This window comes from Lutispora saccharofermentans (genome assembly GCF_024363565.1).
GTDB classification, from domain to species: domain Bacteria; phylum Bacillota; class Clostridia; order Lutisporales; family Lutisporaceae; genus Lutispora; species Lutispora saccharofermentans.
On the sequence record NZ_JAJEKE010000017.1, the window covers coordinates 1 to 23,718 of the forward strand.

General features: G+C 37.2%; 23 protein-coding genes. 4 read left to right on the forward strand and 19 right to left on the reverse strand.

What is annotated here, in order from left to right; genetic code table 11:
• Window positions 1–86: 86 nt before the first annotated feature.
• Complete coding sequence (gene yunB, locus LJD61_RS15815) at window positions 87–782, reverse strand: sporulation protein YunB (RefSeq protein WP_255228516.1); 696 nt, start codon at window positions 780–782, stop codon at window positions 87–89.
• A gap of 224 nt (window positions 783–1,006) precedes the next feature.
• Between yunB and LJD61_RS15820 the strand changes: the two genes are divergently transcribed.
• Entirely contained in the window at window positions 1,007–3,352 is a 2,346-nt protein-coding gene (locus LJD61_RS15820) for a transglycosylase domain-containing protein (RefSeq protein ID WP_255228517.1), read from the forward strand.
• 71 nt (window positions 3,353–3,423) lie between these two features.
• On the opposite strand, the gene LJD61_RS15825 is transcribed toward LJD61_RS15820, so the two are convergent.
• The 4 genes from LJD61_RS15825 to spoIIAA form a co-directional block, all read right to left on the reverse strand.
• Window positions 3,424–3,549 (reverse strand): hypothetical protein, encoded by a 126-nt coding sequence (locus LJD61_RS15825; RefSeq protein WP_255228518.1) that lies wholly within the window; start codon window positions 3,547–3,549, stop codon window positions 3,424–3,426.
• A gap of 383 nt (window positions 3,550–3,932) precedes the next feature.
• Window positions 3,933–4,670 carry an RNA polymerase sporulation sigma factor SigF gene (sigF, locus tag LJD61_RS15830; RefSeq protein WP_255228519.1) on the reverse strand — a complete coding sequence of 246 codons (738 nt, stop codon included), beginning with the start codon at window positions 4,668–4,670 and terminating at the stop codon, window positions 3,933–3,935.
• 11 nt (window positions 4,671–4,681) lie between these two features.
• The gene (spoIIAB, locus tag LJD61_RS15835; protein ID WP_255228520.1) at window positions 4,682–5,110 is read right to left on the reverse strand and encodes an anti-sigma F factor; all 429 of its coding nucleotides are present in this window, start codon (window positions 5,108–5,110) and stop codon (window positions 4,682–4,684) included.
• Window positions 5,111–5,124: 14 nt separating this feature from the next.
• The gene (gene spoIIAA / locus LJD61_RS15840) at window positions 5,125–5,460 is read right to left on the reverse strand and encodes an anti-sigma F factor antagonist (RefSeq protein ID WP_255228521.1); all 336 of its coding nucleotides are present in this window, start codon (window positions 5,458–5,460) and stop codon (window positions 5,125–5,127) included.
• Between the two features lie 225 nt (window positions 5,461–5,685).
• On the opposite strand from spoIIAA, the gene LJD61_RS20595 reads away from it, so the two are divergent.
• Window positions 5,686–6,792 (forward strand): MGDG synthase family glycosyltransferase, encoded by a 1,107-nt coding sequence (locus LJD61_RS20595; RefSeq protein ID WP_255228522.1) that lies wholly within the window; start codon window positions 5,686–5,688, stop codon window positions 6,790–6,792.
• A gap of 194 nt (window positions 6,793–6,986) precedes the next feature.
• Window positions 6,987–8,474 (forward strand): aminotransferase class I/II-fold pyridoxal phosphate-dependent enzyme, encoded by a 1,488-nt coding sequence (locus tag LJD61_RS15850; protein ID WP_255228523.1) that lies wholly within the window; start codon window positions 6,987–6,989, stop codon window positions 8,472–8,474.
• Window positions 8,475–8,495: 21 nt separating this feature from the next.
• On the opposite strand, the gene tmk is transcribed toward LJD61_RS15850, so the two are convergent.
• From tmk to LJD61_RS15900, 10 genes are all read right to left on the reverse strand, one after another.
• On the reverse strand, window positions 8,496–9,110 hold the full coding sequence (gene tmk, locus LJD61_RS15855; RefSeq protein WP_255228524.1) for a dTMP kinase: 615 nt from the start codon (window positions 9,108–9,110) through the stop codon (window positions 8,496–8,498).
• Window positions 9,111–9,132: 22 nt separating this feature from the next.
• Window positions 9,133–9,888, reverse strand: a complete 756-nt coding sequence (locus LJD61_RS15860; protein WP_255228525.1) for an S-methyl-5'-thioadenosine phosphorylase — start codon at window positions 9,886–9,888, stop codon at window positions 9,133–9,135.
• 144 nt (window positions 9,889–10,032) lie between these two features.
• A complete protein-coding gene (locus tag LJD61_RS15865) occupies window positions 10,033–10,287 on the reverse strand; it encodes a hypothetical protein (protein ID WP_255228526.1) in 255 nt (84 codons plus the stop codon).
• A gap of 30 nt (window positions 10,288–10,317) precedes the next feature.
• On the reverse strand, window positions 10,318–12,366 hold the full coding sequence (locus LJD61_RS15870; protein WP_255228527.1) for an ATP-dependent helicase: 2,049 nt from the start codon (window positions 12,364–12,366) through the stop codon (window positions 10,318–10,320).
• A 50-nt stretch (window positions 12,367–12,416) separates the two neighbouring features.
• On the reverse strand, window positions 12,417–12,989 hold the full coding sequence (locus tag LJD61_RS15875) for an indolepyruvate oxidoreductase subunit beta (RefSeq protein ID WP_255228602.1): 573 nt from the start codon (window positions 12,987–12,989) through the stop codon (window positions 12,417–12,419).
• A 1-nt stretch (window position 12,990) separates the two neighbouring features.
• Complete coding sequence (gene iorA, locus LJD61_RS15880; protein ID WP_255228528.1) at window positions 12,991–14,739, reverse strand: indolepyruvate ferredoxin oxidoreductase subunit alpha; 1,749 nt, start codon at window positions 14,737–14,739, stop codon at window positions 12,991–12,993.
• A 17-nt stretch (window positions 14,740–14,756) separates the two neighbouring features.
• Window positions 14,757–15,662 (reverse strand): bifunctional enoyl-CoA hydratase/phosphate acetyltransferase, encoded by a 906-nt coding sequence (locus LJD61_RS15885; protein WP_255228529.1) that lies wholly within the window; start codon window positions 15,660–15,662, stop codon window positions 14,757–14,759.
• 25 nt (window positions 15,663–15,687) lie between these two features.
• A complete protein-coding gene (locus LJD61_RS15890) occupies window positions 15,688–16,299 on the reverse strand; it encodes a lactate utilization protein (protein WP_255228530.1) in 612 nt (203 codons plus the stop codon).
• 115 nt (window positions 16,300–16,414) lie between these two features.
• Window positions 16,415–17,302, reverse strand: a complete 888-nt coding sequence (locus LJD61_RS15895) for an LCP family protein (protein ID WP_255228531.1) — start codon at window positions 17,300–17,302, stop codon at window positions 16,415–16,417.
• A 38-nt stretch (window positions 17,303–17,340) separates the two neighbouring features.
• Entirely contained in the window at window positions 17,341–17,607 is a 267-nt protein-coding gene (locus LJD61_RS15900) for a DUF3343 domain-containing protein (RefSeq protein ID WP_255228532.1), read from the reverse strand.
• Window positions 17,608–17,781: 174 nt separating this feature from the next.
• Here LJD61_RS15900 and LJD61_RS15905 point away from each other — a divergent pair, with 174 nt between their 5' ends.
• Window positions 17,782–18,687 carry a selenium metabolism-associated LysR family transcriptional regulator gene (locus tag LJD61_RS15905; RefSeq protein WP_255228533.1) on the forward strand — a complete coding sequence of 302 codons (906 nt, stop codon included), beginning with the start codon at window positions 17,782–17,784 and terminating at the stop codon, window positions 18,685–18,687.
• Between the two features lie 40 nt (window positions 18,688–18,727).
• On the opposite strand, the gene LJD61_RS15910 is transcribed toward LJD61_RS15905, so the two are convergent.
• From LJD61_RS15910 to LJD61_RS15925, 4 genes are read right to left on the reverse strand one after another with little or no spacing between them, the layout of a single operon-like run.
• The gene (locus tag LJD61_RS15910) at window positions 18,728–19,162 is read right to left on the reverse strand and encodes a DUF523 domain-containing protein (RefSeq protein ID WP_255228534.1); all 435 of its coding nucleotides are present in this window, start codon (window positions 19,160–19,162) and stop codon (window positions 18,728–18,730) included.
• Complete coding sequence (locus LJD61_RS15915) at window positions 19,159–21,531, reverse strand: endonuclease MutS2 (protein ID WP_255228535.1); 2,373 nt, start codon at window positions 21,529–21,531, stop codon at window positions 19,159–19,161. Before LJD61_RS15915 ends, LJD61_RS15910 begins: the two co-directional genes overlap by 4 nt.
• A 22-nt stretch (window positions 21,532–21,553) precedes the next feature.
• Window positions 21,554–23,020, reverse strand: a complete 1,467-nt coding sequence (locus LJD61_RS15920) for a sensor histidine kinase (protein ID WP_255228536.1) — start codon at window positions 23,018–23,020, stop codon at window positions 21,554–21,556.
• A complete protein-coding gene (locus tag LJD61_RS15925) occupies window positions 23,017–23,703 on the reverse strand; it encodes a response regulator transcription factor (protein ID WP_255228537.1) in 687 nt (228 codons plus the stop codon). The genes LJD61_RS15920 and LJD61_RS15925 overlap by 4 nt, the downstream gene beginning before the upstream one ends.
• Window positions 23,704–23,718: the final 15 nt, after the last annotated feature.

Here is a 23,718-nt window from a genome sequence, read left to right on the forward strand (position 1 = left end):
CGGCTTATCGCGCCAACGTTCTTTATTTTATTACATTCTCTTTCCCTTGTCAATATGCTTTTCGACTTTTTTATGGCTTTTCTCTTTTAATCTTCAAAAGGACTTTTTGTCGGCACTAAATCCATGAATTTATCAGCGCTTCCCTGTGGCAAGTTGATATAACTTTGGGGAACGTCTCCGACAATAATTGTTTCTGAAACAGGTACGTTAGTAGAAACATCAATTTTATCCCCCGCAAAAGGAACTATTATCTGAACCTTTGTATCTACCTTTAAATAAATTTTTAACCTTGTCTGGTTTATCCCGGCTTCGGAAAATTCCGTTATGAAATTTACATTTACAGATCCGGCAGGCTGGATTTTAATATTAAACTTTGGTCCAAAATCAGCAAAAAGCTGGCTGCCCACGATATTACCGATTGAAATCGAAAGATCTCTTGCTGTAATATTTTCGAGCTCATTTTGTATAGATATGGAGGTTTCTACAGCCAATCTGTTCATTTCAATAGCGTTTGCCTGTACCATAGTTACTTTCCCCATATTGTCAGTTTTTATAATCAGCAGATTCCCAAAACTATCCACTTCTATCTTTTTGCTTACTGCATCATTGATCGCTTGAGTCGCAAACAATCTTGCCTTTATCTCCGACATTACGATAATCTTGGGCCTGATATTATTTTCTACATATATATAAAAAGAAAACATCAAAATAAACGCTATTAATGCAAAAAAGAAGAACAGCCTTCTCTTCTTCCTAAGTGTATGGTTGTTATACCATCTCATTTTTACACCACCATAATTCAAAATTTATTATTTTCATAATTAATATATGAAGGATGTAGTTTGTTCAATGTTTCATTTATTTTTTCAGCTTTAGAACTATTTTTCTTTGAATTCGTCAAAATACCATAGGTGAAGCCTCATTTGATAACATTGTATCAATATGATATAATTGGTCTATTAAATAATTCTCAAGGGTCTCTGCTAATCTACTGAGGAGGTATAATATGAGTACCGATGATAATAAACAAAATACGAATAAACGCAAAAAGAAAAATAAAAGTAAGTCTATAAACAAAATATTGAAAGTTATAGTTATAGCTCTGCTGTTGGTTATTTTTATTGGCGCCGGAGCTGCTTTAGGCACTGCTTATGCATGGATAAAAAGTGCTGAACCTCTGGACACAAAAGAGGTGTTTAACCTTGATCAAACCTCTTATATAGTTGATGAAAAGGATCGTGTCATCGATAAACTTCACGCTAATGAAAACAGAAGCATTGTGACTCTTGACCAAATTCCCAAAAATCTTCAAAATGCTTTCATTGCTATTGAGGATAAAAGATTTTACAAGCATAATGGCATTGATCCTCAGCGCATGGTTGGATCGCTCATCGAAGACATAAAGCTTGGTAAACTAGCGCATGGTGCAAGTACTATTACTCAACAGCTCATAAAAAATGTTTATCTTACACAAGATAAAGAATGGAAGCGTAAGGTAGTAGAGATGTATTATGCCATACAATTGGAACGCCAGTTCACAAAGGACCAAATTCTGGAGGCATACCTTAATACTATTGGATTAGGCGGCAATAATATAGCAGGCGTAAAGGAAGGTGCTCTATATTATTTCGCTAAAGATCTAAAGGACCTTAGCCTGGCGGAATCAGCTGTAATAGCAGGAATTACTAATTTGCCATCAGCTTATTCACCATATTTGAATTATGATAAATCAATGAAGCGTAAGAATTTAATTCTTGGTGAAATGCTTAAACAAAATATGATTTCAAAAGATGAATATGACAAGGCTATCACTGAAGAAATTAAGCTGGCCAAAGCTGAAAAAGAAGTAGATACTACTTATTTTGCTGATATGGTTATTAAAGATGTTACTCAAGCTTTACAAGATAAATTGGGCTATACAAAAGAGGAAGCCAACAGAAAAGTATTTAACGGCGGATTAAAGATTGTTGCAACAATTGATACTGATTTGCAAAATATCTTAGAAGAATCATTCAACAATCCAGATTTGTTCCCTAAATCAAGTGAAGATGAAAATAACATTTTGCAGCCTCAAGCTGCAATGGTAATTTTAGACAATAAGACGGGTGAAATTAAAGCGGTTATGGGCGGAAGAGATCCAAAAGTAAGAAGGGGGCTGAACAGAGCAAATTCTGATCAGACTCAACGCCAGCCGGGGTCGGCTATAAAGCCGTTAGCTGTGTATGCACCTGCGTTGGATAACGGTTATACTACAGGAACTGTAATAGATGATGCTCCTGTTACATTTGGAACTTATTCTCCCAGAAACTATGACAGAAAGTTCAGCGGCTTAGTTACCGTAAGAGAAGCAATTCAACGTTCTCTTAATGTAGTAGCTGTAAAAATTGTACAAGATATTGGAGTGGAACGTTCATACGAATACCTCCAGAAATTTGGTATTACAACATTAGACAAGACAAATGATAAAAACCTTCCTGCTTTAGCTTTGGGTGGTATGACAAAAGGCCTTAAACCCCTTGAATTAGCAGCCGCATACAATGTTTTTCCCAATAAAGGTGTATATATTAAACCTATCTCCTTCACCAAGGTATACGATAGGTATGGTAATGTCTTGCTGGACAACACTCCAGAGAAGCACAGAGTAATAAGTGAACAAGTAGCATATCTCATGGTAGATATAATGAAGGGTGTTGTAAAAGGAGGCACAGGAGGAAATGCGGCGTTAGCAAATATGCCTGTTGCCGGAAAAACCGGTACGACTTCCGAACAAAAAGATGCATGGTTTGTTGGCTACACTCCTTATTATACTGCTGCAGTTTGGATAGGTCATGATATGCCAAAGAAGATGAGCTTTACAGGGGGCTCTTACCCTGCTAAGCTATGGAAATCCATTATGCAGACAATACACAAAGACTTGCCTAGGAAGGACTTTGAAAGACCGGATGGCTTAGTATCCGTAGAGATATGCACTGAGTCGGGCAAAAGGCCGTCCGAGCTGTGCGCACTGGACCCAAGGGGCTCCACAATACGTTCGGAACTATTTATAAAAGGAACAGAGCCGCCTGAAGACAGCATATGTGATATACATGTAATTAAAGATGTGTGCATTGAGTCAAATAAGCTGGCATCAGAATATTGCCCCCCTGCTTCTATACAGTCAAAAGTTTTTATACAAAGACCTGAAGCATTAGATCCTAACAGGCCTATGCCGGCTGACTATATATATGAAGCGCCAACTTCAATATGTGATATACACAAAACTTTTATGCCGGAGCCGGAGGAAGGCGATGACTACGAAACAGACAGCGATACAGGGGAAATTGATAGCAGCGGCGGCGATGATGATTATTAATTGAATAAAGATTGTTTTAAGGAGAAGCCAATTAAGGCTTCTCCTTATTCATGCAGAAGCATTCTTGTAGTTCAATCGTGCTTTTTCATAATATTTGCGCTTATCTTTTCTTCAATATCTGACCTTATTTCATTTTCGCCTTCCTGCTCCATGTTGAGAAAAGCTTTGTTGATACGATAATAATTGTTCTGTTTCATACAATTCACCTCAAAAAAAATCATGTAACTCTATTAAATTGGTTGCTGCAGCAATTGACTTTGTTTGCCGATATCAATAAATACTCCTGACAATACAAATCGCCCCATCAAGCTGGTATAGCAAACTATATAGCTCGTACAAGCTTTGCTTTTTCAGGTATATGATCCAAAGGTTTACTTTTTGTTACTATCCATGAAAAATATGAAATTAAAATTATTATTAATATAATCAATAAAAATCGTAACCTTATCATATTCCACCTCAAGTTGCTTCTAATATTAGTATTAATAATTTATTTATAATAATTCATTAATCTAAAAAAAAGAAAAGTCTCTAAAGAATCTCAGAAACTTCCCTTATAAATGTTAGGTTATTATAGATGCTAAGTTATTCTTTTTCTTAGCTTGTCAAGAATTTTTTTCTCTATTCGTGATACCTGAACTTGAGATATTCCCAATATATTAGCGACCTGGCATTGGGTATTTTCGCTGAAATATCTAAGCATTATTATCTGTCTCTCTCTAGGCTCCAAAGTAGCGAGAACTTCTCTCAGCGCTATCTTGTCTATTAGATCTATATCCTCCAGGCTCTCATTTTGAATTTTATCGATAAGCAAAACCGGTGAGCCATCATCCTGATAAATAACCTCTTGCAAGGATTGAGTAGAATTAATGGAATCCATAGCGATGATCAAATCTTCTGCAGGTATGTCAAGTTCAGCTGCTAATTCGGATACCGTCGGCTCTCTTCCAAAGTTCTTTTCTATATTTTCTTTACAGGCATTAGCTTTTATAGCAATCTCCTTGATGCTTCTGCTTACTTTTATTAATCCATCATCCCGCAAAAATCTTTTAATTTCACCTATTATCATAGGTATAGCATATGTAGAAAATCTCACATTATATGAGCTGTCAAATTTTTTTATCGCTTTTAGCAGGCCTATGCTGCCGATCTGCACCAGATCTTCATATTCGCAGCCCCTGTTTAAAAATCGCTTTACGACACTGCGCACCAGACCTAAATTCTGCGATACTATATAGTTTTCAGCGTTTGTATCTCCGCTCTGGGCTTTTAAAATAATATCTATTATGGCTTCTTGAGAAAGCTCTGACCAATCCATAAGATACTCCTTCAGTCTTTTTTAAAGTTTTTTCTCATTATGACGGTTGTACCCTTCCCGGGCTCGGAGAATATGCTGACCTGATCCATAAATGTTTCCATAACAGTAAAGCCCATACCTGATCTCTCTAACTCTGGCTTGCTTGTATATAAAGGCTGCCTTGCCATTTCAATGTCCTCTATTCCCTTGCCTTTATCGCTTATTTCAATTTCTACCGTATTATCAATTATCCTGCAAATTATTGTCACGTATCCCTGCTCATATTCGTAACCATGTATTATACAATTGGTTACAGCCTCAGACACGGCTGTTTTAATCTCTGATATTTCTTCAATAGTCGGATCCAGTTGAGCTGCAAAGGCAGCTACTACTGATCTTGCAAAGCTTTCATTTTGCGATTTGCTTAGAAACTCAAGTTTCATTTCATTGTCAACTCTCATTAAATTACGCTCCTTTACAGTTTTTCTATGGCAGTTTTTTTATTGTCAAAGCTGGGTATGATTCTTTTGAGACCGCAGATTTCATAGATTCTCTTTATCTGAGGCTTCATCGACACTATACCTACCTTTCCTCCATTAGAGGCTATGAACTTATATCTTCCGATTATGACACCAATTCCGGAGCTGTCCATAAAATTGAGATGGCTCATATCAAATAAAATATTTTTAGGATTTTTAGCCAAGATTTCATCATCGATTTCATCTCTGACGTAGCTTGAGCTATGATGGTCCAACTCACCATTAAGCTTTATGATCAATATATTATTGAGTGTCTCAAAGTTAACTTGCATTATTTTCCCTCCATTACCATAGTAGTATTATTATTCTTTATTCAACTTTTTTTTCCTTCAGCGAAAAATGTAATGTTTTGTATGATTTATAATTTTAGCTACTTTTTTTATTTTTTTCTAAAAAAGTGAAACCTTAATCTATTTTTGTCGTATAAATACATGGAAACATTGTGAATTATTTTGAATGCTATGTGTTATACTTGATTTAGATGAGGAGTGATTTAAGTGAATATCCTTATATTTTCAGTTTCTATTGGAAACGGCCACGACCAGGTGGCTCATACCATCAGAAACGAATTTATATCCGCTGACCCCGAGAACAGCGTAAAAATTATTAATACAATAAGTTTGATCAGTCCACTGCTTGATAAAGTAATATTGGACAGTTATCTTAATATATTAAAGTTCTACCCAAAGGCTTGGGGTAAAATTTATGAGAAAACCAATAAACTGGACCCAATAATAGACATTAATGAAATAGCAAATAAGCTGGTTACGGTATGGTTTAAGAAGCCTACCGTGAATTTTGAACCGGATGTAATTTTTTGTACCCATAGTTTTCCGGCTTCAATTATTTCTAATCTAAAAGAGAAGAAGATTATTAACTGTCCTCTTATCACAATTATTACAGACTATAATATCCATTCCTCATACATTAATGACCATACTGATTATTATGTTGTTCCTCACGAAAGCCTTGTGTATGCAATGAAGGATTTCGGAGTGCCTTCTAATAAAGTATTGCCTTTCGGCATACCTATAAGAAGAGAGTTTTCTTTTACCATAGATAGAAAAAAGCTTATTGAAGATTTAAAACTCGCAGATAAAAAAACAATTCTTGTTATGGGAGGCGGCTTAGGACTAGGTTCAATAAATAGAATAGTCAAAGAACTGGATAAGAAGCTCAGCAATATACAGATTATTGCCGTTGCAGGGCGTAACGAAAGATTGGAAGTCAAGCTTAAAAACCTTGATACAAAGAACCATCTTGTTGTCTATGGCTTTGCGAGCAATATGCATGAGCTCATAGAAGTATCTGATCTGGTTATAACTAAACCGGGCGGAGTTACTACGGCGGAGGTTCTATCCAGGGAAAAGCCCTTAATAATATTCTCCCCCATACCCGGACAAGAATCCGATAATGCAGAATTTCTCTTAAATAGCGGTGTTGCCGCAACTTCATCCGATGTGATGAAGATACCGCCGTTGATCAACCAGATATTGAATCATGAAGTAAGGATTGAAAGCATGAAGAAACTATCAGCATGCCTTAAAAAGCCCTATTCAGCTGCAGATATAGTAAATTTCGTAACAAAAACCTATAAAAAATAATGAGATTGAGATAATCTAAAAAAATTTGGAAGAGCGTAAAATATTATTGCATTTTATATTTTTATAACCTATAATGTTATTGAAATTGAATAGGTCTAGAATAAATCGCTCTGCAAAAGCCTCTACTTATTGCATCGAAGTTTAGGCTTTTTTTTAATTCTAAATAATAGCTTGGAAAGGAAGTGTTAATCAAGTTGTATAAATTAGATCAGACAAAAACACCTTTATTAGACGCACTAATGGAATATGTTAATAATAATACAGTTCCATTTCATGTCCCTGGCCACAAAAAAGGTCAAGGCATGTGGAATGAATTTAAAAACTTCGTTGGAACAAACGTATTATCAATGGATGTAACGGTTTTTAAACAGGTAGATAGCCTCCATAAGCCTACGGGCGTTATAAAAGCGGCTCAAGAGCTCGCTGCAGACGCCTACAACACGGACTATACATTCTTTTCGATTCATGGCACTTCGGGAGCCATACAAGCTATGGTTATGAGCGTTGTCGGACCGGGAGAAAAAATAATTATACCTCGCAATGTTCATAAATCTGTAACGGCAGGTATAATATTAAGCGGTGCATCTCCAGTATATATGCAGCCTGAGATTGATCATACCGTTGGGGTTGCACTCAATGTTACGCCGGAAACAGTTGAAAATGCTTTAGAGGACAACCCCGATGCAAAGGCAGTATTGATTGTAAACCCGACATATTATGGAGTGTCTACAGATATAGAAAAAATTGTAAATATTGTTCATAGATATAATATTCCTTTAATAGTTGACGAAGCTCATGGACCGCATTTGCATTTTAATAGCAGGCTTCCCATTTCTGCTGTGGATGCAGGAGCAGATATATGCTCTCAGAGCACTCATAAAATAATTGGCTCCATGACGCAAAGTTCTTTGCTCCACGTAAGGAAAGGCTTTGTAGATGTAAACAGGGTGAAGACAGTTTTAAGCCTGCTTCAAACCACCAGCCCTTCCTATATTCTGCTGGCATCTCTTGATGCGGCAAGAAAGCAAATGGTCATAGACGGCAAGGAGCTTTTGGATAAAACCATTGACCTGGCTGATTATGCCAGGAAAAGCATTAATTCTATTGAAGGCTATTATTGTTTTGGTGAAGAGGTATTAGGCAAAAAAGGTGCTTATGCTTTTGATCCCACAAAGGTTACAATTACTTGTAAGGATTTAGGGCTAAGCGGTTATGAGCTTGAACGGATATTAGCTGAGAAATACTACATTCAGCCTGAAATGTCAGATTTATATAACGTCTTATGTGTATTTTCCCTTGGAGACACTAAAGAAAGCGTTGACAAACTCATAAATGCTCTGAAAGAGATCAGCGATGTTCAATGCTGCTCTTTAAGAAGAAAGCTTGAAATTATTGATGTCCCTGATATACCGGAACAGATACTGACTCCCCGGGACGCTTTCAACAGCATGACAGTTTCAGTTCCATTGTCTGACAGCATGGGGCAGATAAGTGCGGAATTCTTGATGGCATACCCTCCAGGCATACCTATACTATGCCCCGGAGAAATGATCACAAAAGATATCATTGATTATGTCAAAGCTCTGAAGGAAGCCAACCTCTACGTTCAAGGAACTGAAGATCCGGAAGTAAACCATATTAAAGTAGTCAGCGATTTAAATATTTTCAACATAAATGAGTAGAGGTTTTGCGATGCAAAACCTCTACTCATTTATGTCATTGTGTTTAATTTTATCCCAGACCTTTTCCCAAATTTCTTTATGTACAAGCTTTGATTCTTTCTCTCCATTTACTACGATATATTCATATTTATCTGCTAAATATAGGTAAGATTGCTTTACTTTATCCAAAAAGCTATAGTCTTTTTCATATATATCTCTTCTTTCTTCATGCTTTCTGGTGCTTGAAGTTTTTGTAGATATATCTATCAATACTACTATGTCCGGCTGTGGCAGCCTGCTTTCCAGTTCAAGCATCCAATTCAGATCCAGATCGTTTGCCAAGCCATATGCAAGGCCTGATGGAATATATCTGTCTACAACTAAAAAATCGCTTTGCTCCAAGATGTTTAGAATGTATTCGGCTTTTTCATAGCGATTTGCAGCATAGAGCAACTGCCTGACCTGAGGGCTGAAATTCCTCCGGCCTTCCAGAAAAAGCTGAATCTCTTTACCCAAAGGAGTATCAACATCGTGAAAGTGCATATATTCAGCCTTATAGCCTAATTCTATGAGCTTTTTTACAAATAATCTTGACTGAGTTCCTTTTCCTGATTGATCCATACCTTCAAATACGATTAATATCCCTTTATTCTTCAATTTATCCTCCATCGCATGTCAATTATAAGTGAATTTTTTTAATAATATGAAATATTAATTTTTTAACCTTGCTGTTATTCTCATTGAATACCCTAAGGACCTCTTCTTCAGTAACAGGCTTAATGTCTTCATCGCCTTCAAGTCCGGCATCATAGTCTGTTATCAGAGCAATGTTTATGTAGGGAATATCTAACTCCTTTGCCAATATGCACTCAGGATATTGAGTCATATTTATTACATCCCAGCCCATTTTGCTGAACCAGCGGCTTTCTGACTTAGTGGAAAATCTGGGGCCTTGAATGACTACAACAGTTCCGCTATTGTGTGCTTTGATATCCAGCTCTTTGCACGCCTCAATGGCCAATCCCCTCAGCTTAGCATCGTAAGGCTCTGCACCTGATATATGCTTTGTCTCCGGGCCTTCGAAATAGGTGTCCTTTCTTCCCCAGGTTCTGTCTACAAAGTCATCGCAAATTACGAAGTCTCCCGGCTTTATGTGCGGCTTCAAGCTTCCCGATGCCGTTGGAGCAATGATGCACTTTACTCCAAGCATTTTCATCGCATATAGATTAGCCCTATAAGGAATTGTATGAGGAGGATAAGAATGATTTTTGCCATGCCTGGGCAAAAATGCAACCTTTTTATCCCCTATCGATGCAATTGATATCTTGTCGCTTGGCTTGCCATAAGGTGTATCAGTATCTATCTCTTCGATCTCAGGCAAAAAAGAATAGAAACCGGAACCCCCAAACACTCCTATATCGGCTTTATATTCCACAAAAATTCCTCCCCTTTATCAACTTTATTGCACTCTTTTATCAGTTATGAAAACAGATTTATATCTACATAAATATTACTATACATAGCAACATTTATCCAGATATAAATACCCTTCGTGATAATCCGTGTTCTCCGTTCCCTATTAATAATTCTCCAAAAACTTAGGCCCTAAATAACGCTTAATTTTATCTTCATCGCTTTCACAAGACAAGTCAATAGGCTCCCTGTCATTGTCCTCAAAGATCACTCTCACAGTTGCATCACCCTTTAGAAATTGTTCTGCAACTGTTTTCTCATCCACTTCTCTTTTTTTTACAGCCTTTCTGGATTTTTCACTTTTCTCAAACTCCCTGGCAAAATAACTGCCGGATATTCTTATTACTTTAATGTATCTCATATTTTTCACCTCAAAATAGCGTTTGAAATTTTAATTCAATCTGATTATCTGGTTTTTTACCAGAACATCAAGGCTTAATTTCTTGATCGTGCCTTTGAAATCCACTATAATTCTGCATCCTTCTGATGTCTTATTAATTTCCCTCACCGTACCATCACCAAAATGTTTATGATGTATTATATCACCGGATTTAATATTGCATTTATAGTCTTTTAACCATGCATCTATTTCTTCTATAAATCTGGAGGTCGAAGTTTTTTGAGAAAATCTGTGCTTGGGAACAAATATCGATAGTTCGTTTCTTGCTCTTGTCATAGCGACATAAAACAGTCTTCTCTCATCCTCCAGGTCAGCTGATGATATAGCGGCTTCTCTATAATACGGCACTATACCGTCTACTGCTCCTGATATGAAAACTCGATCAAATTCTAATCCCTTAGCCTTATGCATAGTCATTAAAGCTACGCTATTACTTTTTTTATTATCCCTATATTTACTTCGGACAGATTCTGCAATTTTTCTTATATGCTCGATATAATCCAATATATTGGTAAAGCCTTCTGCTGAGCTGGTTATTTCTTCTAATATTTCTTTGAACAATTTTAATTCTATAGATTTCACGTATGCGTAATCCCTTATATATTCTTCATATCCTGCAAAATTTCTTATATATCTAACCGCTTTACCCGGAGGCATATCTTTAATTCTTAATAAGCTGTCTTTCAATTCATATAGGTTTCTTATCTGAAGATCGTTTAAAGTGTCTGATTTGATAATATTATCTATAAGATCTCCATCTTTATTTAAAGCATTCTCTATAACTGCTCTGGCTATGTAACGATTTGGTTTATTCATTATCCTTAATATGCTGTTATTTTTTTCTATACCTAATGCAGCTTTAAAATAACACAATATGTCCGTAAATATCCAGTGATTATATACTGAGACTAATCCATCATAAGAGATAAAGGGGATATTCCCTGCAATAAAGGCGTCAATGATAGCCCTTGACTGGAGGTTAGTCCTGTATATGACCGCAAATTCCGAATAATTTCCACCCTGCTTTACTCGGCTTGCTATCTTTTCTCTAATTATTTTAGCTTCTTCTTCAAAATCTTCAACCCTCACCACCGAAGGGTATATGCCCATATCTTTTGTAGTCTGAAAGCTTTTCTGATATCTCTTTTTATTATTATTTATTAAGGACATGGCAGAATTTATTATGGCCTTGCTGCTTCTGTAATTATACTTCAACGTTATTTGGGCAGAAGCTCTATATGCACGGGAAAATTCAAACATTATCCCTGGATCTGCCCCTCTAAACCTATATATAGATTGATCATCATCACCTACAATAAAGATATTATTTAGTGGTGATGCCATAATTTTCATAGTCTCAAATTGCACTTTATTTATATCTTGAAACTCATCAATAAGTATATAACCGAATTTTTCCCTAACGCTTTTTAATACTTGCGTACTATTGACAAGCATATGGTAACAATGTGTAAGCATATCATCATAATCATATTTCCCGTTATTATGCTTATAGCTTTCATACTGTCTTGCAATGCTTTTAAATTCATTTCTATCTATTGAATCAGGCTTGTAATCATCAATATCCATAAGGGTATTCTGAATATATGACATTTCGCTTATTATGGCTTCTATAACCTGCTCGTCCTCGAAAAAGCTATAACCTGAGCTTTTAATTATCGATTTTATTATCATATATTTCTCTTTTTCGTCCAGCAGATCTTCCAGCCTATAATTTTTATATCTCCTCAATATTCTAAAAAATATGGAGTGAAACGTACCGAATGTTACACCATTATATTCTTTCGAATAGCCAGGGAGTTTACAAAATCTTTCTTCCATCTCTTTAGCAGCCGCCTTTGTAAATGTCACTACAAGGATTTTCCCAGCCTCAACTCTATTATGTTTGACCAAATACATCACCCTATGAGTTATAACAGTGGTTTTACCCGTTCCGGGGCCTGCTATTACCAGGCAAGGACCTTTATAGTGCTTGACAGCTTCCAGCTGCTCATCATTTAATTTTTCTAAATTTGTTTTCATACACAACACCTTAAAAAAGGGGAGAACTAAGTCCCCCCTCAAGCTTTATATTATAATCCCATTCCTTTTTCAAACGCTTTAATATTAATTTCAAGCATTTTCTCAGGTATAATTTCCTTTAGAATCTCTATCCAATCGATCTCATTAAGCTCAAAAGCTTTAATCAGCGCTCCCAGCAGGACAATATTCTGGGTCTTGATATTTCCCAACTCCATAGCAGTTTTGGCAGCATCGATTTCTATAGTTTTAAAATTCTTCGCCAAAGCTTCCATTATGCCTTGAGGATATTCAGCCTTACCGATAGCTATGGGCAGAGACGGTATCTCATAATTATTTACTACTACTATGCCATCAGGCTTCAGATATTCTATCCATCTTGCTGCTTCCATTTTTTCAAAAGCTACCAGGATATCAGCCATACCTCTGCCTATTATTGGTGAATATACTTTTTCTCCGTACCTGACTTGAGTAGTAACGCTTCCTCCCCTCTGAGCCATGCCGTGGACCTCTGACATCTTTACATCATATCCTGCTTTCACAAGGCCCGAAGTTAGAATCTTGCTCACCAGAATTGTTCCTTGACCCCCGACTCCTACAAGAAGAATGTTCTTTACTGCTTTCATCCTATTCACCAACCCTTCCTATAGCATCAAACTTGCATACCTGCATACATACCTCGCAGCCTACGCACATGGATTGCTCTATATAAGATTTCCCGTCTTTGAAGAATATTGCCGGGCATCCCACGTTTAAGCACATTTTGCATTTCTTGCATTTATCTCTATCAACCACGCACTTTGTCTTTGGAGCTGGCAAGCCTTTTATCAAGACACAAGGCCGTTTTGTCACTATTGCATAAGATTCATCTGCTTCTTCAGCTTCCTTTATGACTTCGTCCATCGCCTTCAAGTCGCACGGGTCAACAACTTTAACTGTTTTATATCCTATAGCCTTTAATATTTCTACAACATCTATCGCGGTAGCAGGGTCCCCCATCAAAGTTTTTCCGGTGCCTGGGTTTTGCTGGTGTCCGGTCATACCTGTAATCCTGTTGTCCAGCACAATCGGAACCATTTTGCCTTTATTATACAATATGTCTATGGCACCCGTTATTCCTGAATGGAAGAAGGTAGAATCTCCTACAACTCCAAATACCTTCCCTTGCCTGCCTGACGCCTCAAAGGCTTTTGACATGCCCATTCCTGCAGTAAAGCCGGCCCCCATGCAAATGCATGTATCCAAAGCTTCGAGAGGCTGAGCTCCCCCAAGAGTATAGCATCCTATATCGCCGGTTACTACCGTATTTTTCTTTTTTGACATTGTGTAGAAAAATCCTCTATGAGGGCAGCCCGGGCAAAGAACAGGAGGACGCGGCACCACATTTACATCCAATGGTTTGGATTCATATGTCTTGTCCAACATGACCTTAGCAATTATTTCAGGATTTAATTCGTATATAAGCGGTATAAGCTCTTTGCCTATACATTTAATTCCTGCTGCCTTGATTTGCTCCTCCATAAATGGCTCAAGCTCTTCAACTACATAGAGAGTTTCAACATTTTCAGAAAACTCCCTTATGAGCGCCATCGGCAGGGGATAAGTAAAACCCAGTTTCAGATAGGAAGCATTATCTCCGAATACTTCCTTTACATACTGATATGCTATTCCAGAGGTAATAATTCCGATATTCTTGTTATTATACTCAGCTTTATTAAGGGGAGATTTATTTGAATACTCCTCTAAATCCTTAAGCCTTTTTTCTACTCTTACATGTGCAAGCTTTGCATTAGCCGGAGTTGCAACATATTTGGGTATATTTCGGCTATAAGGTTTGAAAGGGACCTCTTCTCTTTCACCAAACTCAACAATGCTCTTGCTGTGGCAAACTCTCGTAGTTACTCTGAACAAAACCGGTGTATCAAAATCCTCGCTGATTCTATAGGCTTCCTTTATAAATTCCTTGCATTCCTGGCTGTCGGAAGGCTCTATCATCGCCATCTTTGCAAACTTTGCATAGTATCTGTTGTCTTGTTCATTCTGAGAGCTGTGCATGCTCGGATCATCAGCAGTAATCAATACAAAGCCTGCATTCACTCCAAGGTATGCATAGGTAAAAATGGGGTCAGCTGCTACGTTTAAACCAACATGCTTCATAGCTGTCAAGCTCCTTGCTCCGCCAATAGATGCACCTATTGCTACTTCGGTTGCTACCTTCTCATTCGGTGCCCATTCAGAGTAAATCTTATCCTTATACTCCACCATATTCTCCAGAATTTCTGTACTGGGAGTTCCCGGGTAAGCAGCCGCTACTGTAACCCCAGCCTCATAAGCTCCTCTGGCAATTGCTTCATTGCCGGACATTAAATGTCTCACAAGAATTCCCCCTTAGATTATTTTATGTTTTTTGCTATAATGCTTCCCATAGCAATGGAAAGTAATTTTGTTTCAGAAGTATCCGCTCTGGACACCAAAACAATGGGTGCCTTAGCTCCCATTATGATGCCTGCAGATTTTGAATCCGCGAAATAGGTCAATGATTTGCCAAGGGCATTTCCTACTTCGTAATAAGGCACTAATAAAATGTCTGCATTTCCTCCGCCCTCGCCTTTATATTTTTTATGTTCGCATGCTTCCTTGCTGATAGCCAGATCCAAAGCCACCGGGCCTTCTACAACAGTGTCCAATTTGCTCCATTTATCATGCATATTGGATAATGCATCAGCATCGACAGTCGCTGGGATCTTAACATTAACGGTTTCTGCTCCGGCGAGAACAGAAGCATATATTTTGCTCAATCCCATAGCCTTGCATACTGAAATAGCGTTTTCAAGTATTTTTACCTTTTGCTCCAGATCAGGGGCAACATTGATGCCTCCGTCTGTTAAAAACAACAATTTATGATAGCTTGGAACCTGATATACCATGACATGGCTTATCAAGCTGTCTGTCCTCAGCCCAGCTTCCTTATCCAAAACGGCTCTCATAATATCAGCAGTCTGTAAAATTCCCTTCATCAAAAAATCTGCTTTCCCTTCTCTTACCAGAGATACAGCGATTTTAGCCGATTGTATTACATCCGGTTCGTGTATAATCCTGTATTTGTCTGCCATATTGATATCATCCATGATATTTCTTATAGCAGCTTCGTCCCCTACTAAGACAGGCTCTACCAGCTTCATCTTTGCAGCTGAATTTACAGCTTCAAGCACCTCCTTATCCTGGGCAGCTGCTACAGCAAGCTTCATTGTCTTATTGTTTTTTACAGCTAACAGCAGTTCATCAAAGTTTTTTATCATCTCTTCACCTCCGTAAATCCCGTTTTTAATATCCTAATGACTTATTTATTATGATAATCTCAATATCAATTTTTGATGGTTTTTTTTCTAATATAGTAGTCACACTGCACATCCGCTGAGGACTGTCACAATCATTGCATTTTCCGGTTATTGCACAAGGTGTCTTAAGATTGAGCCTCCTCGCATTTTTATATGCATTTTCTTTAATTCTCTCAATCGCTTTATCCAAATTCTCTGTCAGTTTATTAATACCACATATTATATAGACTTTTTTAGGGCCGAATATCATAGAAGTCACTCTATTCCCAACTCCGTCAATATTTACCAGATGCCCTCTTTCTGTAAATGCATTGGTGCTTGTAAGATAGACATCTGCCCTGGAAGCGTTTACTCTGGCATTATCCATGCTTTCAGGAGTAGTCTCAAGCCAATGAAAGAATACCTTATTGCCTCTCTCTATCAAGAGCTTTGGAAGTCCTAACTCTGTGATCGTCATACTTCCTCCAATCCCGATAGAATCCGTTTCCTTGATATCTTCCAACAGAGTTTTAACTGCTGTATCCGAATCTTCAAAAAAACGGGCCTTAAAGTTATTCTTATTAAGAGCTTTGATTGTATCCTCAATTCTTTTATCCATGAAAACACCTCCTTCCTTCTCTCATTTTTATCTTATCATAACATACATATGCTGTCCAAGCGTGAAAAGAACTTTTTTTCCTATTGCTATAGTTTAAAAGAGGCTTGAAGAATAATTACTCTTCTGCCATGACCAAGCCTATCTCTTCTTTTAGCTTGTCCTTATTTATTACGAAAAATGAAAGGCCCTCCATAGTCTTAGGATTTCCAGGTACAGTATGGAAAAATATATTCTCAGAGTTTATATCTTTCGCCTTATTAGCAAAATACATCATCTCCTTAGGCGTCATGCTGGTTTTTACATATTTTGTTATCGGGCTCTGAAGCTTGAGAAAGTTTGCAACAATGTTTCCGTTTATAACCTTTTCCATACCCAGCTTCACAATTTGCTGCTGCATTTTTATTCTGCCTAAATCTCCTTCTTTATAGCCTCCGCCTTTGTTGTTTTTTCTCCAGCGTAACAGCTTTACGATATCTTCGCCATTTTTTACTACTTGTCCCTTTTTAAAATGAATATGAAGATCATCAGCAGGGTCATCATAATTCATGTCATTAGGCACTTCTACTTTTAAGCCGCCCAGCCCGTCTACAACAGCCTTTACAGCTTCATAGTCAAATTGCACATAATAATCAATATCCACTTTTGTAATATCTTCTACTGCTTTTATAAGGCCTTCAGCGCCGCTGCTCCCATAAGCTGCATTAACCTTCTTTTGGGCTGCATGGTTATAACCTTTCCTCGGGTAATAGGTATCCCTGGGAATCGAAAAAATGTCTACTTTATCTTTTTCCATATCATAGCTTGCCATCATTATTGTATCCGACAAATTCTTGGCAACTCCTATGACCAGTACATTCACTCTTTTATCAGGCATTTGCGATACTCCATCAGTGGGTTTAATGCTTATACTGTTCAAAAATAAATATAGTACACCATATAACGAAGCTAAAGCTACCGCAAAGCTGATCAAAAATATTTTAAGAAATTTTTTCTTTTTGCTCAAAATCTTACCTCCAAGTTATCAAAAAAATTTAGAGTATCCTATATATTCTGCTTAATATATTTTTTTTCTCCGCCAGAGTCTTCTATTCTATATAGATCAGCATAGCTTAATCCTTTATTTTTCACCATCTCTACTATTTCTTCGTAATTCTCCTGACTGAATTTGACCGCCAAGCCACAGCTTGATGCTATACTTCTGGGAACAGGCATTATTATAATATTAGAATTATTTTCATTTGCTGCTTTTTCAAACATTAATGCATGATGTGTTGAATTAAATGTAAAAATATATTGTTTTTCAGCCATTTTTATCACCTCTTGACGATTATATATTATACTATCCTTTTTCCTCATAATCAAATTAATGTTTTCTTAACCCCGGATTGCTATTTTTGATCAATTACTTTTGACTTAATCCGTATAGAGTTGTATCATTTAGATGATATTAATTTTTCAATATTTATTATGGGGGTAGCAGAAATGGATTTTAAGCAAATAGAAGCCTTTGTTTATGTAGTTCGACACAAAAGTTTTTCAAAAGCTGCTGATGCTATATATTTAACCCAGCCAACCGTAAGCGCTCATATAAATTCTTTAGAAAATGAAATCGGCACCAAGCTGATTGACAGATCTGCAAAGGAGGTTTTACCTACAGAAGCAGGTAAAATATTTTTTGAATATGCTCTTAATCTTATGAACACAAGAGATGCAGCGGTATTTTCTCTGAACGGCTTCACAATGGGTTCTTCAGGAAAGCTTGAAATTGCGGCATCTACTGTTCCGGGTCAATATATAATCCCCGAACTGATTCTCGGATTCCAGAAAAAATATAAAAATATTGTTTTTAATTTGATACAATTGGACACGAAACAAGTGATTGAGGAGTTGCTGGATAACAGCTTTGAGATAGGTGTAGTAGGCTCAATAATCAATAATGAAAAGCTAAAATACGAAAAATTGCTTGAAGATAAAATGGTTCTTATAACCCCCAAAAATAAAAGGTTTGCAGAAATAGACGACAACAAGGTATCAATGGAAGACCTGAAAAGTGAGAATTTCATTTTTAGAGAAACCGGCTCAGGTACCAGAAAGGAATTTGAAAAGAAGCTCATCAAGGCTGACATAGATCCAAAATCAATAAATGTAGTCGCTCAAATGAACAGCACCGAAGCGATAAAGCAAGCTGTGAGCCTTGGGCTTGGAGTTTCTATCGTGTCTTCAATAAGCGCGGAAGACTATGTTAAATTTGGGTTGATAAATGCCTATGAATTAAAGGAATTCGGCTTAAATAGAGAGTTTTATATGGTTTACCATAAGAACAGACCGATGTCTCCAATAACCAATATGTTTAAAGAATATGCAATATCCTATTATGAAAACCATTAGCCAAGATTAAAATGATTGATGCGGCGCTAAGCCGCATCAATCATTTTAATAAAAATTCATCATTTTCCGTATACACTTTTATACCGTCATTTATGAACATTTGAGTGCAAAGGCCATTTCCTTCTATAAGCTTTCCGGAAAAAGTTCCATCGTAAATCAATCCATGACCGCAGGACGGACTTTTAGATTTCAATATTGCATATTTGCACCCGTATAAATGAGCTATTCTCAGTGCCTCTTCTGCTCCTTTCATGAAAAATAAGGTCACATCTTCACCATGACGATTTTTAACTGTTCCACTCCCTGCAGAAATTTCTGAGGGATATCTTGGAGTAGACATGCCTCCAAGCTGTTCAGGACATACGGGTATCAAATTATGACGTTTCAGCAATGCCTTTACACCTTCACTATTGCAGCTGTCTCCATCATATCTGCTATTTATGCCTAAAAGGCATGCGCTCACTATTATATTCATTTTATCTCTACGATGGTAGCCCCGAGTCCACCCTCGTTATAACCTCCTGTCCTAAATGATTTTACATGGGCATGGTTTTTCAAAAAATCTTTTACACCGTTTCTAAGCACCCCTGTACCTTTGCCATGAATTATTGTTACAGTTGGAATGCCGGCGAGATAAACATCGTCAAGATACTTATCTATATCCATCAGGGTCTCATCCAGAGTTTTCCCTCTGAGGTCCAGCTGATGTGGAACCTGTGAAGCCTTTGCTTTTTCAATCCTGGCATATCTTTGTGTTATAACCTCCTCTTTAATGTCTTTATCCATTTGTATATCTTTAATGTTTACATTTATTTTCATTATCCCTGCTTGAACAGTGAGATTCCCATTATCATCCGGCAGGGTAATTATATTTCCCTTTTGGTTTAAATTCAGTATTTTTACCGTGTCACCCAGCTTCAATTTTTCCGGAGGCTTATGGCTGATTCTCGTAGTATGCGCAACCCCATAGGTTTTTTCTGTTTCATCTTCTATAGATTTAAAATCCTTTCTGACCTTTTCTATGGCTCTTGCCTTTTCTTCATTATCCTTATCTATTGCATCCCTAAGCTGTTTTATTAAAGAATCAACTTCTTCCTTATGCTTTTCTACCATAAGCCTTGCCGATCTATTAGCCTCTTCAATGATCCTATCCTTTTGTGCCATAATCTTTTCCAAACGCTTATCGGCTTCTTCTTTCGCCTTTTCGATTTCATTTCTCAGCCTTTGAGCAATATATTTCTCTTCATCTGCCTTTTTACGGCTTTCCTCCAAAGCGGCAATGACATCTTCAAACTTTATTTTATCCTTTGTGATGAATTCTTTTGCCTTCTCAACTATTAAGTCGTCAAGGCCAAGCTTTTTGGATATTTCAAAGGCGTTAGATTTTCCTGGAACTCCAATGGATAGCTTATAAGTAGGCTGTAATGTCTCAATATCAAATTCCACACTTGCATTACATACTCCGGGTGTGGTCAAGGCATAAATCTTCAACTCGCTGTAATGGGTAGTTGCTACCGTCCTTACATTTTTTTCATGGAGAAGATCCAAAATTGCCATTGCAAGTGCAGCACCCTCTGTAGGGTCTGTTCCTGCGCCAAGTTCATCCAGTAAAACCAAAGAATTCTCTGATATATTAGCTAATATTGTTACTATATTTTTCATGTGTGAGGAGAAGGTGCTCAAGCTTTGTTCTATGCTTTGTTCATCTCCTATATCTGCATATATCTGATCAAATACAGGAATTTCACTATAATCTGCTGCAGGAATATGCAAGCCTGATTGAGCCATCAGGTTAAGCAGGCCTGTTGTCTTTAGCGTAACAGTTTTCCCTCCTGTATTTGGTCCTGTTATAACTAAAATATTAAAGCTTTCTCCCGCCCTGATATCTATCGGGACCACAATCTTAGGATCCAGCAGAGGATGCCTTGCCTTTTTAATATTTATTCTGCCCTCTATATTAATGATGGGTTCAGAACATCTATATTTAAGGGAAAACTTGGCTTTGGCAAAAATAAAGTCAAGTGTTGACAATATCTCCATGTTAGTTTTGATGCCTTCATAATTCTCTGTTATCATTGCTGAAAGGGCTATCAAGATCCTCTCAATCTCTTCTTTTTCCCTCAGCTTCAGCTGCGTCAGATCATTATTCAATTCAACCACTGTCATGGGCTCTATAAATAAAGTAGCGCCGCTTGAAGATTGGTCATGAACTATACCAGGCACATTGCCCCTGTATTCTTGCTTAACAGGCAGTACATATCTGTCCCCTCTCATCGTAACAATTTGTTCCTGAAGATATTTCTGGTAGGTGGAGGAGGTCACCATACTATTTAATTTATCCTTTACCTGGCTATGCTTATCTCGTATCTTTCTTCTGATAGTATTTAATTCCGGGCTCGCATTGTCTGATATTTCTTCATCATTCAATATTGAGCTGTTTATACTATTCTCTATATTCTTATATTCACTCAGCAAATTTACAAGGTCTTCAATTATAGGATATGCCCCTTCACCTCTATCCTCTTTCATGAAAGCCTTGATCTTTCTTGCAGAAGCCAGAGTATAGGATGTCAGCAGCAATTCATCCATTCCCAACATTGAACCTATCTCAGCCTTTTTTAAGGCTACTCTTATGTCATGCATGCCTTCTAAAGGGAAATTTCCTCTTTTCAATATTATTTCAACAGCTTCGGTTGTTTCTTGCAGCCATTCCTTTATCTCGTATATATTATTGCTGGGTTTTAAAGATGAGGCGATTTCCCGTCCGAGGCCCGATACCGTCTCATCTGCAACAAGCTTTATTATTTTTTGATATTCTAAAACCCTCAATGTTTTTTCATTCATGCTATCACCTCGTCAATTGCTATTAATTCTCTGCATAAGAAGGCAGCCAGAAGCAAAATTCAGTTCCCTCTTCCTTTACGCTATTTACTGTGATATCGCAGCCATGTGCATTTATTATGCTCTTTATTATTGACAGCCCCAGACCAATCCCTTCTATACTTTTATCCTTAGATTTTCCTGCCGTATAAAATCTATCCCAGATAAATGGCAGGTCTTCTTCAGAGATACCTTCACCGAAATCTCTAACACAGATATATATTCTGTCATTCAATCTATATGAGCTTATCAGTATATTGCTATGATCGTAGGAGTGTTTGGTTGCATTGGTCAGAAGATTGATCAACACTTGTTTTATTCTGTTTTCATCTGCCAGGCATAACAACAAGTCATCATCAACCTTGTTATACTTTATGGAGATATCTCTTTTGACTGCCAAAGGCAGTATCTTGTCAATAGTCCGCTTTATAAGAGCATCTATACTGAAGGAAGACAGCTTCAACTGTATGGACCCTGCTTCAATCTGAGAAAGATGCAGTATTTCATCCACCATCTTTCTCAGCCTTTCTGATTCCTCCAGAATTATATTCAAATATTTTTCTCTATCACTATCTGTTTCAGCCAAGCCATCGATTAAAATTTCTGTATAGCCCTTGAGATAGCTGAGAGGTGTTCGCAGCTCATGGGACACATTTGCAATAAACTCTCTGCGTATTTGTTCTACCCTCGAAAGCTGTCTGGCTAAATTATTGATGGTTTCTCCCAGTGTAATTATCTCCCTGCTGGACTTAAGATGTATTTTCGTATTATAATTACCCCGGGCTATCTCTTTGGCAGCATCATTAATTTTAATCAATGGGTCGGAAAAGCTATGCGACAGTAGAAGGGCAATAAGTGAAGATATTATAATAGCTCCTATAAATATATATAAGAATTGAATCTTTATGGCTTGAATAGTCGTTTCCAGGGGCTCCAGCGGGGTTACTATATATACTGCTCCAATAATTTCTTGAAGCGCTCTGCTTTCAATCTCATTCTCATACAGCTGCTTCTGCTTAACATCCCACAGAGGCTCCTGACTCCTCTTTATCGGCACGCCGATTATAAGGGAATCAAGCCCCTTAAGCATCTTATTCCCATCTTGAATCTTTTCACCATCTAATATGTCATCCAAATACTTTAGCCCAAAAACCCACCCTTGTTTATAATCGACACTTCCTGTAATATATGTTATTCTCCCGCTTATGTCGGTAACAATGATCATATCATTCACATTTTTAATAGCATCTACATAGGGTATATTAAAATTATATTCATTTCTTCCCAAGGCTCTTGCGATGTCCTGACCAATCTTCTCGACCTCTTTTACTTTTTCATTAAAATAAAATGAATAAAGAAATCTTGTTTGAAAAAACATGCTCATAAAAAGTATGCAAAGTATTGTAATGATAATTCCGCTCCAAAGCTTTATCATAATACTGTTATGCTTCATTTTGGTACCTCAAATTTATATCCTACTCCCCAAATTGTAGCAATGCAGCTGCTCTTGCCTCCTAATTTTTCCCTGATCCTCTTAATATGAGTATCAACTGTTCTCGGGTCTCCGTATTGGTCGTATCCCCATACTTTTAAAAGCAATTGCTCCCTGGTGAAAACAATATTCTGATTTGTCGACAGAAAAAGCAAAAGCTCATATTCTTTATTTGTAAGATTTATAGCATTGCCATTAATTTTAACTTCTCTTGACAAGGTATTAATACTAATACCTCCGATATCAAACTCACTTGATATCTCTTTATTTTTGCTCTCAGCTCTTCTCAATAGAGCTTTTACTCTTGCAACTAATTCTCTGGGACTAAAAGGCTTCACTATGTAATCATCTGCACCAAGCTCAAAGCCAAAAAGCTTATCGAATTCTTCTCCTCTTGCCGTCAGCAGTATTATCGGTATATCGGAATTTTTCCTTATTTCCCTGCATACGGTCCACCCATCTATCTCCGGCAGCATGATATCTAAAATAATGATATCAAAGTGAAAATTCTTGAAAATATTTAGGGCTTGTTTACCATCCATGGCTTCATATGTTTCAAAATTTTCTTTTTTAAAAGCAATCCTAATAAGTTCTCTCATCTTGGCTTCATCTTCCACGAGCAAAATTCTAATAACCTTTTCCAAGAGAAACTGCCTCCT